Annotated in this window: 10 protein-coding genes; all 10 read right to left on the bottom strand. The window is 62.6% G+C overall.

Translation table 11 applies throughout. The features are described 5' to 3' along the window. Window positions 1–2 precede the first annotated feature (2 nt). The 10 genes from trpE to UF78_RS02825 all read right to left on the bottom strand — a co-directional run bounded on the left by trpE (window position 3) and on the right by UF78_RS02825 (window position 12,282). Window positions 3–1,487: an anthranilate synthase component I gene (trpE, locus tag UF78_RS02870; RefSeq protein ID WP_045160556.1), complete on the bottom strand. Its 1,485-nt coding sequence runs from the start codon at window positions 1,485–1,487 to the stop codon at window positions 3–5. A 179-nt stretch (window positions 1,488–1,666) separates the two neighbouring features. Then, on the bottom strand, window positions 1,667–2,368 hold the full coding sequence (locus tag UF78_RS02865; protein WP_045160555.1) for a phosphoglycolate phosphatase: 702 nt from the start codon (window positions 2,366–2,368) through the stop codon (window positions 1,667–1,669). Then, window positions 2,365–3,039 (bottom strand): ribulose-phosphate 3-epimerase, encoded by a 675-nt coding sequence (rpe, locus tag UF78_RS02860; protein ID WP_045160554.1) that lies wholly within the window; start codon window positions 3,037–3,039, stop codon window positions 2,365–2,367. The genes UF78_RS02865 and rpe overlap by 4 nt, the downstream gene beginning before the upstream one ends. A gap of 101 nt (window positions 3,040–3,140) precedes the next feature. Continuing rightward, entirely contained in the window at window positions 3,141–4,421 is a 1,281-nt protein-coding gene (gabT, locus tag UF78_RS02855) for a 4-aminobutyrate--2-oxoglutarate transaminase (RefSeq protein ID WP_045160553.1), read from the bottom strand. Between the two features lie 183 nt (window positions 4,422–4,604). Further along, window positions 4,605–5,432, bottom strand: a complete 828-nt coding sequence (locus tag UF78_RS02850; RefSeq protein ID WP_045160551.1) for an ABC transporter permease — start codon at window positions 5,430–5,432, stop codon at window positions 4,605–4,607. Window positions 5,433–5,495: 63 nt separating this feature from the next. Then, window positions 5,496–6,749 carry an ABC transporter permease gene (locus UF78_RS02845; protein ID WP_045160550.1) on the bottom strand — a complete coding sequence of 418 codons (1,254 nt, stop codon included), beginning with the start codon at window positions 6,747–6,749 and terminating at the stop codon, window positions 5,496–5,498. Between the two features lie 75 nt (window positions 6,750–6,824). Beyond that, window positions 6,825–7,856, bottom strand: coding sequence for an ABC transporter substrate-binding protein (locus UF78_RS02840; protein ID WP_045160549.1), 1,032 nt, complete (start codon window positions 7,854–7,856; stop codon window positions 6,825–6,827). A gap of 51 nt (window positions 7,857–7,907) precedes the next feature. Continuing rightward, on the bottom strand, window positions 7,908–9,017 hold the full coding sequence (locus tag UF78_RS02835; protein WP_045160547.1) for an ABC transporter ATP-binding protein: 1,110 nt from the start codon (window positions 9,015–9,017) through the stop codon (window positions 7,908–7,910). Window positions 9,018–9,227: 210 nt separating this feature from the next. Then, window positions 9,228–9,857, bottom strand: coding sequence for a response regulator (locus tag UF78_RS02830; RefSeq protein WP_045160545.1), 630 nt, complete (start codon window positions 9,855–9,857; stop codon window positions 9,228–9,230). Between the two features lie 4 nt (window positions 9,858–9,861). Continuing rightward, a complete protein-coding gene (locus tag UF78_RS02825) occupies window positions 9,862–12,282 on the bottom strand; it encodes a PAS domain-containing sensor histidine kinase (protein ID WP_045160581.1) in 2,421 nt (806 codons plus the stop codon). Window positions 12,283–12,369: the final 87 nt, after the last annotated feature.

Genomic DNA, 12,369 nt, shown 5'->3' with positions numbered 1-12,369 from the left:
GATCAGTTCTCCTGCTGGTCGTGTTCGGCCAGCGCCACCGCACGGAACATGGCGCGGCGTTTATTGAGCGTTTCTTCCCACTCCAGCGCGGGCTGGGAGTCGGCCACGATACCGGCGCCGGCCTGCACATGGAGTTCACCATCCTTGATGACCGCCGTGCGGATGGCGATGGCAGTGTCCATGTTGCCGTTCCAAGCCAGATAGCCGACTGCGCCGCCGTATACGCCGCGCTTGACCGGCTCCAGCTCGTCGATGATTTCCATGGCACGAATCTTCGGCGCGCCGGACAAGGTGCCCGCCGGCAGGATCGCACGCAGCGCATCCATGGCGGTCAATGGCGCCTTGAGCTGGCCGGTGACGTTAGACACGATGTGCATGACGTTCGAATAGCGCTCGATGACCATCTTCTCGGTCAGCCGCACCGAGCCAGTCTCGGCCACCCGACCGACATCGTTGCGCCCCAGATCGATCAGCATCAGGTGCTCGGCCAGCTCCTTGGCGTCGCTGAGCAGATCCTGCTCCAGCGCAAGATCAGCCTCTTCGTTAGCCCCGCGCGGGCGGGTGCCGGCGATCGGCCGGACGGTGACCAGCCCTTCCTCGACACGCACCAGCACTTCGGGTGACGAGCCCACCACGTGGAAATCGCCAAAGTTGAAAAAGTACATGTAAGGCGTCGGGTTGAAGCAGCGCAGTGCGCGGTAGAGGTCGATCGGCGCTGCCTTGAAGGGGATCGACATGCGCTGGGAGATCACTACCTGCATGCAATCGCCCGCGAGTATGTAGTCCTTGATGCGGTTGACCGCCTGCTCATAATCTTCGCGGCTGAAACTGGAGCGGAAGGTCGGCTCGGCGCCGCCGCCCTTTTCAAAATCCAACCCCAGGCGCGGCCTGATCGACTGACGCAGCTTCTCGCGAAGCGCTTGCAGTTTCGCCTGCCCCGTCTCGTAGGCGTCGGGCTGCTCCGGATCGACCAGCACGATGCAGTGCAGCTTGCCGGCCAGATTGTCGAACACAACCACAGCATCGGAGACCATCAGCAGGATATCTGGCGTGCCCAGCGGATCGGGATTGGGGCAGTTCGCCAGCTTGCGCTCGACATAGCGGACGCTGTCGTATCCGAAATAGCCCACCAAACCACCGTTGAACCGCGGCAGCCCTTCGACCGGCGCGACGCGGTAGCGCTGCTGGAACGCCTCGACGAATGCCAGCGGATCCTCGACCTCGCAGGCCTCGGTCTCGGCCCCATCGGTGGTGACGCTGATGCGGTGGTCATGCACACGCAGCACGGTGCGGCACGGCAGGCCGATGATCGAATAACGGCCCCACTTCTCACCGCCTTGCACGGACTCGAGCAGGTAGGAATTGGGCGCGTCGGCGAGCTTGAGATACAGCGTGAGCGGCGTGTCGAAGTCGGCGAGGGTTTCGAACGACAGGGGAATGCGATTGTGGCCTTCGGCGGCCAAGCGCAGGAATTCTTCGCGGGTCATATCAGCCTCGTGGTCGGAGGGAGCTACTTGGGTCGATTGCAAACGTACCGGCCGAGCCGGCAGGAAATATCAGGCGCGCCAGCGCCAACGGGCCAGGGCCTTGATGACATTCATCCATTGTTTGCGGGTGACCACCACGATCTGATCTCGTCTGCAGGGTGTGCGGAACAGAAGCCACACTAGCGCAGCCCCGGGACCGAAGCAACCAGCTCGCGCAGGTCATCGAGCACCAGTGTCGGCTCCTCGTTGGTGATGGGCTCGCCGTGGTTGTAGCCATAAGTCAGCGCGACACAGGGAACCGCCGCCGCTTTCGCCGCGCGCACATCGTTGCGCGAGTCACCGACGAACAGCGACGCACCGGGCTCGACGCCGGCCTGGCTCATGACCCACAGCAACGCGGCCGGATCAGGCTTTTGTTGGGGCAAGGTATCGCCACCGACCAGCCACTGGAAGTAACCGGCTAGCCCTTTCTCCTGGAGCAACGGCTCGATGAACTGCGCCGGCTTATTGGTGATGATCGCCAGCTTCACATCGCGCTCGCACAGCCAATCCAGACATTCATGGACACCCGGATAGACAGCGGTCAGTTCGTGGCCGCCAAAATAGGCCTGCATGAACAGCGCCAGCGCCTCGTCGGCTAACTCATCGGCCACGCCGTCATGCTGCAATTGACCGGCCAGTGCACGGCGTACCAGCACCTTCGAACCGTTGCCGACCCAGTCACGTACCCGTGCGACGCCGGCAGGTTCGCGGCCCAGCAGCATCAGCATCTTGTCCACCGCGGCAGCCAGGTCCGGCACCGAATCCATCAGGGTGCCGTCCAGGTCGAACATCACCAGCCGTGGCAGCTTACCGTCGAAAAGCTGTTCCAGACGGGTCATGGCCGCGCCAGCGCCAGTTCGGCGCGCATATGGTCGATCACGGCCTTGTAATCCGGCTGATTGAAAATGGCCGAGCCGGCAACGAAGGTGTCGGCACCTGCGGCGGCGATCTCGCGGATGTTCTTCGGATTAACACCGCCGTCGATCTCCAGGCGGATCTCGCGGCCGCTGGCATCGATCAGTGCACGTGCTTCGCGCAACTTGTCCAGCGTGTTGGGGATGAACTTCTGCCCGCCGAAACCTGGGTTGACGCTCATCAGCAGGACCATATCGATTTTGTCCATCACGTACTTGAGCACATCGAGCGGTGTGGCCGGGTTGAACACCAGCCCGGCCTTGGCGCCGCCGTCCTTGATCAGCTGCAGTGATCGATCGATGTGATCCGAAGCCTCCGGGTGAAAGGTGATGTAGCTGGCACCGGCCTCGAGAAAATCGCCGATCATGCGATCCACCGGGCGGACCATCAAGTGCACATCGATGGGCGCGGTGACGCCGTGCTTGCGCAGCGCCGAGCAGACCATCGGGCCGATGGTCAGGTTGGGGACGTAGTGATTGTCCATCACATCGAAATGAACGATGTCTGCGCCAGCGGCGAGCACGTTGTCCACTTCCTCACCCAGGCGGGCGAAGTTGGCGGAGAGGATGGAGGGAGCGATGGCGAACGGCTGCATGACGACCTCGGATAGCACGGCGGAATGCCGCGCATTGTACCCGAGGGCCGGAGTGGCGGCGCGCCTGACATCCGCTGTGGATGCCGACGCGCCGCAGCGGGTCAGGTCAGCTCATCGAAGCACTCGGCGATGATCGCCAGGCCGCGCTCGAGCAGCTCGTCCTCGGCGGTCAAAGGCACCAGCACGCGCAGCACGTTGTAGTAAGTACCGCAGGACAGCAGGATCAGGCCCTTGTCCCGGGCCTTGGCGACGATCTGCGAGGTCAGCGCCGCCGCAGGACGCGCATGGTCGCCGTCTTCGAACAACTCGATGGCGATCATCGCGCCGAGCCCGCGCACCTCGCCGACTTCCTTGTGCCGCGCCTGGATGTCTTTGAGGCCAGTGGTGAGCTTCTCCGCCACCGCCTTGCAGCGGTCGAGCAGCTTCTCCTCCTCGAAAATCTCCATGACCGCCAGCGCCGCCGCACAGGACAGCGGGTTGCCGGCGTAGGTGCCGCCCAAGCCGCCCGGGGCGATGGCATCCATGATCTCGGCCTTGCCGCAGACGCCCGCAATCGGGAAGCCACCGCCGACCGACTTGGCGAAGGTCGTGAGGTCAGCCACCACACCCATTTGCTCCATGGCGAAGAAGGTGCCGGTGCGCCCGGCACCGGTCTGCACTTCATCAGCGATCAGCAGAATGCCGTGCTGGTCGCAAAGCGCACGCAGGCGGACCATGAACTCCTTCGGCGCGACATTGAAGCCGCCCTCGCCCTGCACCGGCTCGATGATGATTGCGGCGATGTCGCGTGGCTCGGCGTCGTTCTTGAAGATGCGCTCGATGCTGGCGATTGACTCGTCAACGCTGACACCGTGAATCGCGCATGGATACTGCGCGCGAAAGATGCCGCCCGGCATCAGACCCATGCCGGCGGAGTACGGCGCGACCTTGCCGGTCAGCCCGAGGGTCATCATGGTGCGGCCATGGTAGGCGCCGGTGAATGCGATCACTCCGGCGCGACCGGTGGCGGCGCGGGCGATCTTCACCGCGTTTTCCACCGCCTCGGAGCCGGTGGTGACCAATAGGGTCTTCTTGGCGAAATCACCGGGCACCCGGGCGTTGATCTTCTCGCACAGTTCAACATAGGGCTCGTAGGCCAGTACCTGGAAGCAGGTATGGGTTAGCTTGTGCAGCTGCTCTTCCACTGCCTTGATGATCTTGGGGTGCAGGTGGCCAGTATTCAGCACGGCGATGCCACCGGCGAAATCGATGAACTCGCGACCCTCCACGTCGACCACGCTGCTGTTTTTCGCGTGATCGGCAAAAATCGGATGGATCTGGCCGACGCCACGGGGAACGGCGGCGACACGGCGTTGCATCAGGGATTCGTTGGTCTTGCTCATAAGCTCCTCGGTAGCCACTCATCGTCGGCACGGGTCGGAATGAACGTCAGGAACCAAGCGCCGCAGCATACGATGATCGACTGCCGCACCCTCCAGGCGTTCGGATTACAGTAAATGGCTGTTCGTTATTTTGCACGCTCAATTTGAATCGCTGCCCAATGCCTGCGTTATCGCGAGGGCTGTTCAGGCAGGTTGATGGGTGCGCATCTTCTCGGAGCGACCGCGCAACCATTCCAGGGTCAACAACAGGGCGATGGAGAAACCGATCAGCAAGGTTGCAGCAGCAGCGATGGTCGGACTCAGGTTCTCGCGGATACCGCTGAACATCTGCCGCGGCAATGTGATCTGCTCGGGGCCGGCAAGGAACAGCGTCACCACCACCTCGTCGAAAGACGTGGCGAAGGCGAACAGCGCACCACTGATCACGCCCGGTGCGATCAACGGCAAGGTCACCCGGAAGAAGGTGGTCAGCGGTGAGGCACCCAAGCTGGCGGCGGCGCGCACCAGGTTGTAGTTGAAGCCCTGCAGCGTGGCCGAGACGGTGATGATTACGAAGGGCACGCCCAGCACCGCGTGCACCAGGATCAGCGAAAGGTAGCTGTTGCCCATGCCCAGCGGCGCGAAGAACAGGTAGCTGGCCACGCCGACGATGACCACCGGCACGACCATCGGCGAGATCAGCAGGGTCATCACCAGCGCCTTACCGCGGAATTCGCCGCGGGTCAGCCCGATCGCAGCCAGGGTTCCGAAGACCATTGCCAGCACCGTTGCCGCGGGCGCGATGAGCAACGAGTTCTTCAGCGAACGCATCCAATCGGCAGACGTAAACAACGCCTCGTACCAGCGCAGCGAAACGCCCTGCAGCGGATATACCAGGAACGAGCCGGAGTTGAACGACAAGGGCACGATCACCAGCACCGGCACGATCAGAAACAGCAACACCAGCGCGCAAAGGATGCGCAAGGTGTAGAACCAGACGCGCTCGATGGGCGACATGTAGGGGCTCAGCATGTAAAGGTCTCCTGCCCGGATAAACGAAGGGATGGCCGTGTTTGCCGTAGCTGCGCCGCCATCTCAACCCAACCGCAGCCGACTGGCACCGACCAGCCAGCTGTAGACGATGTAGAGCAGCATGGTGGCGAGCAGCAGCAGACCACCCAACGCCGTGGCCATGCCCCAGTTGATGGTGGTGTTGGTGTAGAAGGCGACGAAGTAGCTGACCATCTGATCGTTCGGGCTGCCGAGCAGCGCCGGCGTGATGTAGTAGCCAATGGAAATGATGAACACCAGCAGGCAACCGGCACCCACGCCGGCAAGCGTCTGCGGAAAATACACCCGCCAGAAGCTGGCGAAGGGGTGGCAGCCCAGTGAGATCGCTGCACGCATGTAGCTCGGCGAGATGTTCTTCATCACGCTGTAGATCGGCAGGATCATGAACGGCAGCAGGATGTGCACCATGGCGATGTAGACACCGGCGCGGTTGAACACCAGCTGCAGCGGCTCGTCGATCAGCCCCATCTTCAGCAGCGCGCCATTGATCAGACCGCTCGACTGCAGCAGCACGATCCACGCCGCGACGCGCACCAGAATCGACGTCCAGAACGGCAGCAGCACCATGATCATCAGCAGATTGCTCTTGCGCGCCGGCAAGTTGGCCAGCAGATAGGCCAACGGGTAAGCCAGCACCAGGCAAATGGCCGTGATCACCAGGCCCATCCAGAAGGTACGGGCGAAGATATCCAGGTATACCGCTTGGTCAGGCGAGACCGGCGCCAGCTCGCCCATATCGTCAATTCGATGGTCGAGCGCGGCCAGCAGGTAATACGGCGTGACGGCGCTATTGTTACGGCGGATGACCTGCCAGTAGGCTGGATCGCCCCAGCGTTCATCGAGCGCCTCAAGCGCGTCCTTGTAAGAGGACGGTTGTTCCTTGAAGGGCAGCGCCCGCGCGCTCTTGGTCAATAGACTGCGGTAACCGGCCTGTTCCATATTGAGGCGCTTGGACAGATCGCCCAGGGACTGATTGCGACGAGCCTCGATTAAATCCTCGCTCAGCGCGCGGTACACCGGCTCGTCGGGCAAACCGCGGCCATCCCAGGCGGCGATCGCCTCCACCGTTCGCGGCAGGTTGCCAACCACTTCGGGGTTGTCGACGCTGCGCCAGAGCAGCGAGGCGATCGGCAGCACGAAGGTCAGCAGTAAAAACACCAGCAGCGGCAGAATCAGCGCCTTGGACTTGAGACGATTCATGCGTTCGGCGCGTGCCAATCGCCGCTTCAGCGTTGGCTCGGCGAGCGCGGGGACAGGCAGGGTGATGGCAGTCGCCATGGCGTACTCCGCGAGGTGAGAGGGTTCCAGCGCCGCAAGCCCGGCGAATCCACTCGCCGGTCGTGCGGCTGACGCTTAGCGTGCGGCCCAGGCGTTGAAGCGCTGTTCCAGTTGCTCGCCGTAGTCGGCCCAGAAGGTCACATTCATGGCCACCTGGTTGGCGATGTTTTCCGGCGTGGTCGGCATGTTTTTCAGCAGTTTCTGGTCGAGCAGTTCGACGGCCTTCTTGTTCGCCGGACCATAGGCGATGTTTTCCGAGTAAGTCTTCTGCTGTTCCGGTTGCACGGTGAAGGCGACGAACTCGAGCGCCTCCGTCTGATTCTTCGCGCCTTTCGGAATGGCCCAGGAGTCGAAGTCGTAGATGCCGCCGTCCCAGACGATCTGCAGGTTGCTCTCATCCTGTACCGCGGCGATGCGACCGTTGTAGGCACTGCTCATGACCACGTCACCGGAGGCCAGGAATTGCGGCGGCTGAGCACCGGCTTCCCACCACTGGATGCTGGACTTGATCTGATCGAGCTTCTTGAACGCGCGATCCTGGCCTTCTTTGGTGGCCAGCACTTCGTACACCTCTTTCGGGGCGACACCGTCGGCCATCAGCGCGAACTCCAGCGTGTACTTGGCGCCCTTGCGTAGGCCGCGCTTGCCCGGGAATTTCTCGGTGTCCCAGAAATCCGCCCAGCCGGTCGGTGCGCTGGCGAGCTTGTCGGCGTTATAGGCCAGCACCGTCGACCAGACGAAGAATCCGACCCCGCAAGGTTGCACGGCACCCTCGACGAAGTCGGCCGGGTTACCCACCACTGAGGGATCGATTTCCTCGAACAGCCCCTCGTCGCAACCGCGCGACAGTTCCGGCGATTCGACTTCCACCAGGTGCCAGGACACGCTGTTGGTATCGACCATGGCTTTCACCTTGGCCATCTCGCCGTTGTATTCACCAGCGATGATCTTATGACCAGTCTTGGCTTCGAACGGCTGGTTGAAGGCTTTGATCTGCGCCTGCTTGTTCGCCCCACCGAAGGTGACCGCCGTGAGGCTTTCCGCCGTGGCCTGCGCCGCGCAAACCAGGCCGAGGCTCAGGGCGGTCAGTTTCAGAGATTTCAGCATTGTTATTCGCTCCATGATGCGGTTGAAAACAGCTTTCTTGCTTGCCCCTGCTCAAGCCGCTTGCAGCGGGTCCAGTGCACGGACGTGCTCCACCTGCCAGCCGATCGGCACGACATCGCCAACCGTCAGGGCGGGATCGAATTCGGCGATCGGCTGCTTGACGAAGAAGTCACTGATGCCGCACACCTCAAGGCGGATACGGATGTGATCGCCGAGATAAACGAACTCGGCGACGCGCCCGGTGAAGCGGTTCGGGCAGCTGGCGCTGGCGCTGTTCAAGCGAACCCGCTCGGGGCGAATTGACAGGTTGACCGGTGCGCCGGGATCGCCGACCTTGACCGCCAGCGCCTCGACCCTTTCCCCACGGCCGAGTTCAACGGTGCAGTTGTCGCCGTTGCGGCTGATCAGTCGCGCTGGCAGCCGGTTGTTCTCGCCGAGGAAATTGGCGACGAAGGTGTTGGCAGGTCTCTCATACAATGCGCGCGGTTCATCGATCTGCTGGATCTCGCCCTGATGGAACACCGCCACCCGGTCGGACATGGTCAGCGCCTCGCCCTGGTCGTGAGTGACATACACCACGGTGACTCCCAGGCTCTGGTGTAGATGCTTGATTTCCATCTGCATCTGCTCGCGCAATTGCTTGTCCAGCGCACCCAGCGGCTCGTCCATCAAGACCAACTGAGGCTCGAACACCAGTGCCCGGGCCAGCGCCACGCGCTGCTGCTGGCCACCGGATAGCTGTGCCGGGTAGCGATTACGGAAGCCTTCGAGCTGAACCATCGCCAGGGCGCGCTTGACCCGCTCCTTGACGTCGAGCTTGGCCATGCCGCGCACGCTCAGCGGGAAGGCGAGGTTTTCAGACACCGTCATGTGCGGGAACAAGGCGTAGTTCTGGAACACCATGCCCATGTCACGCTTGTGCGGCGGCAGCTTGTTGATCGAGCGCCCGTCGAGCAGGATTTCGCCAGCGGTCGGCGTCTCGAAACCGGCGAGCATCATCAGGCTGGTGGTCTTGCCGGAGCCAGATGGGCCGAGCAGCGTGAGGAATTCGCCCTTGCGGATGTCCAGGTTGAGGTCTTTGACGATCAGCGCTTCTCCGTCATAGCTTTTCTGGATGCCACGAAAGCTGACCAGTACATTGTTCGCTTGAGAATCGAGCATGCCGCACCTGTGTTCCGTTGTTCCGTGGCCACAGGTTAGGAGCCTGGAATAACGTCGCACATCGGCGCAGCGGAGTGATTGGACTCAGCGTAACGGAGAGGCTGTTGTAGGGATCGCCCTACAAAGTGCCAACTCGCAGCAAGACGTTGGAACCGGGCAAACGTCTTAAAAGGGCTGTTGCAGAGCTGTCAGCAAGCTGCAACGCCCCCTTCAGACCAGCTTGTGTTCCATGGCATAGCGCACCAGATCGGCCACCGAATGAGCGACCAGTTTCTGCATCAGCCGGGCCTTGTGGGTGCTGATGGTCTTGCTACTGAGTGCCAGCTTGGTGGCGATGTCATTGACCGAATCGCCATGCACCAGGCGTTCGAACACCGAATATTCACGTTCGGACAGCAGCGCATGGGGTGGTCGGGAGTCGGTCAGACCGACCTCGAAGACCATCCGGTCGGCCAGTTCGGGATCGATATAGCGCCCGCCGGCGGCAACCTTGCGCACGGCGGTGAGCAGCAGCGCCGGGTCGCTGTCCTTGGTGGCGTAGCCGGCCGCGCCGATCTTCAGCGCCCGCGCCGCCATCTGCGCCTCGTCATGCATCGACAACACCAGAATCGCCGGCGGCTCGCTCAACGCACGGATCCGCGGGATGGCTTCGAGTCCGTTGACGCCGGGCATGGAGATGTCCAGCAGGACGACATCGCAGGATGTTTGCCGCAGAAGGTCGAGCAACTGTTGGCCATTTCCGGCCTCGCCGATCACCTGCATGTCTTTGGCCAGCCCAATCAGTTGCTTGATGCCCTCGCGAACGATGGTGTGATCTTCAGCGACGATTACCCGAATCATGGCGTTAGCTCTCCAATGTGCTGATCAGCGTCGCGGGTTCAGCCGGGGCATCCAGCGGAACCGAGACATGAATCGAAGTTCCCTCGCCCGGCTGGCTTTCCAGCAGCAGCGTGCCGCCGAGCATCTGCGCCCGTTCCTGCATGCCGACCAGACCGAACGAGGGCCCATGCCGGCCCGGCTGGACGGCGAATCCTTGGCCATCATCGCTGACGCTCAGGCACAGCACATCCCCCTGCCGCTCGAGGCGGAGGCTCACCGTTTGCGCATTGGCGTGACGCATGACGTTGGTTAGTGCCTCCTGAAGGATGCGGAACAGGCCGATGGCCTTTGCATTGCTCAGTTGCGGTGGACATTCCGGCACTTCTACCAGGCAGGCGATGCCGGTGCGCTCCTCGAAGCGCCGTGCCTGCCAATCGATGGCCGAGGCGATACCGGCATCGAGGATCGGCGGGCGCAAGGCGGTCGCGACGTCACGTACCTGCTGGAACAGCTGGGCGATCAGTCGTTTCATACCCTGCAGTCGCGCCGCCAGGCCGGGGTCGAGTTGGGCGAAGCTGATCTCGCACATGGAGATTTCCAGCTTCAGTACTGTGAGCATCTGCCCCAGCTCGTCATGCACTTCGCGGGCAATGTGGGCCTTCTCTTCCTCGCGCACGGTTTCAACGTGCGCCGCCAGTTTGCGCAATTGCGCACGCGAGGCATCCAGTTCCAGTTCTATTCGCTTGTTGTCGGTGATGTCCCAGACGATGCCGTCCCAGACCTGCCGTCCCTGCAGCTGGCCGCGCACCGATGCCCGAATATCGGCCCAGCGGATCTCTCCGGAGCGCGTAAAGATGCGCCCCTGCCAGCGCCAGTCGCTCATGCTGTCCAGCGCCTGTTGCTGGCTGCTCCAGTAACCTGGCTCGTCTTCGGGATGGACCAGGCTGCGGATGCCGCGGCCTGGCTGGAGCAACAGTTCTGCTGAGTAACCCACCAGCCGCTGACTGGCCTCGCTGATGTAGGCGATGCTGACCGGTGCACCGGCGTGTTGCCGCTCCAGACGGAAAACCAGGCCGGGCACGTTGCCCGCCATCGCCTTGAGCCGCGCCTCGCTCTCCTGCAGCGCGGCACTGGCGCGGCGGCGTTCGGTGATGTCGGCGAGAAACACCACCAAGTACTCCTTGCTGCCCAGGCGCAGAAAGCTCAGGGTCACGGCGGCAGGAAACCGGCTTCCGTCGACACGCTGCCACTCGCATTCGTGCACCCGGTGGTCGTCGACGCCGCTACGGGCGTCGCGCCAGAGCTGCAGCCAGTCGTCCATTCCCAGACCCGGTTCCAGTGCCTGCAAGGGCTGATCGAGCAACCGCTCCGAGGCGTATCCCAGGAGTTCTTCGGCGGCTTGGTTGGCGTAGCGCACACGGCTGTCCCAGTTCAGCCAGAGGATGCCCACCGTGCTGTGATCGAGACAGAATTGCGTCAGGCGTTGCGCCTCTTCGGCCGTCTCGCGCAGCTCGATGTCTCGCCGTGCCGACTTCAGCCGGGTTTCGAGCAACCCCTGTTGACGCCGTTGCCAGGCCAGCATGACCACTGTTGCCACCAGCAAGAGGGCCAACAGCAAGCTGAGACTGCGCCAGTAGCTGATGCGTCGCGACTGATCGATGCTGCGTGATTTCAACCACTGTTCCTGCAACCGACCGAACTCCTGCGCGGGAAAGTTGCGTAACGCCTGGTCGATGATGGCGCTCATGATCGGACTGTCGCGACGCGAGCCGATGCGCAGGAGCTGTGGATTGCCGAGATCGCCCACCACGTCCAGCGAGGCGTACTCGGCTTTTTGCGAAAGCCGGCCGAACAACGGCTCGTCTACGATGGCGAAACGCACCCGCGCCTCGAGCAGCTGACGCAGCGCTTCCATCTGGCTGTCCACCTCCAGCACCGGTTGGCTCGGGTAGTTGCTGCTCATGTAGTCGGCGACCGCTCCGGGCCCTTCCAGCGCGATCAGATCACTGTTGTCCAGCCGCTCGAGATCTATCGCACGCGGGCCGTTGACGTCGCCGATGATCAGCCGTGGCACACGGAGAAAGGGATCGCTGTAACGCCAGACATGCAGACCATCGCGGGTCTGCCGCAGGCCGGGCGCGAGGTCGATCTCACCGGCGTGCATGGCCTGATCCAGCGCGGTTTCGTTGGTGTAGCGATGCCACTGCAACGCCACACCGAGGTTGGCGGCGAGCTTTTCCATGAACTGCACATTGAATCCGGACAGTCGCCGCTGACGTTGGTCATACTCGGCATAGGGCGAGGCCATTACCACGCCCACGCGCCATAGCCGATGCTCGTCCAGCCAGGCCAGCTGCGCGTCGCTCAGCGGAACGCTCGCGGCCGACACCGGTAGCTGAACCAGTGCCAATAACAGGCAGCAATAACGCAGCAGAGATGACAACATAAACCTCACATAATCGGCGGGTATGCCGAAAACGTTTTGTAGTGCATCTGCACCGCCCGCGCCAGCACCGTTACGTCCTGCCGGCCA

It is taken from the genome of Stutzerimonas stutzeri (assembly GCF_000952685.1).
In the GTDB taxonomy this organism is placed as follows: Bacteria; Pseudomonadota; Gammaproteobacteria; order Pseudomonadales; family Pseudomonadaceae; genus Stutzerimonas; species Stutzerimonas stutzeri_E.
Note: the sequence above shows the minus strand (reverse complement) of the source record. Positions and strands in the feature narration are given on the sequence as shown.

What these genes read in the sequence shown, in the direction of transcription:
- trpE (WP_045160556.1), bottom strand. Translation starts at nt 1,487, where the DNA reads ATGACCCGCGAAGAATTCCTGCGCTTGGCCGCCGAAGGCCACAATCGC.
- UF78_RS02865 (WP_045160555.1), bottom strand. Translation starts at nt 2,368, where the DNA reads ATGACCCGTCTGGAACAGCTTTTCGACGGTAAGCTGCCACGGCTGGTG.
- rpe (WP_045160554.1), bottom strand. Translation starts at nt 3,039, where the DNA reads ATGCAGCCGTTCGCCATCGCTCCCTCCATCCTCTCCGCCAACTTCGCC.
- gabT (WP_045160553.1), bottom strand. Translation starts at nt 4,421, where the DNA reads ATGAGCAAGACCAACGAATCCCTGATGCAACGCCGTGTCGCCGCCGTT.
- UF78_RS02850 (WP_045160551.1), bottom strand. Translation starts at nt 5,432, where the DNA reads ATGCTGAGCCCCTACATGTCGCCCATCGAGCGCGTCTGGTTCTACACC.
- UF78_RS02845 (WP_045160550.1), bottom strand. Translation starts at nt 6,749, where the DNA reads ATGGCGACTGCCATCACCCTGCCTGTCCCCGCGCTCGCCGAGCCAACG.
- UF78_RS02840 (WP_045160549.1), bottom strand. Translation starts at nt 7,856, where the DNA reads ATGCTGAAATCTCTGAAACTGACCGCCCTGAGCCTCGGCCTGGTTTGC.
- UF78_RS02835 (WP_045160547.1), bottom strand. Translation starts at nt 9,017, where the DNA reads ATGCTCGATTCTCAAGCGAACAATGTACTGGTCAGCTTTCGTGGCATC.
- UF78_RS02830 (WP_045160545.1), bottom strand. Translation starts at nt 9,857, where the DNA reads ATGATTCGGGTAATCGTCGCTGAAGATCACACCATCGTTCGCGAGGGC.
- UF78_RS02825 (WP_045160581.1), bottom strand. Translation starts at nt 12,282, where the DNA reads ATGTTGTCATCTCTGCTGCGTTATTGCTGCCTGTTATTGGCACTGGTT.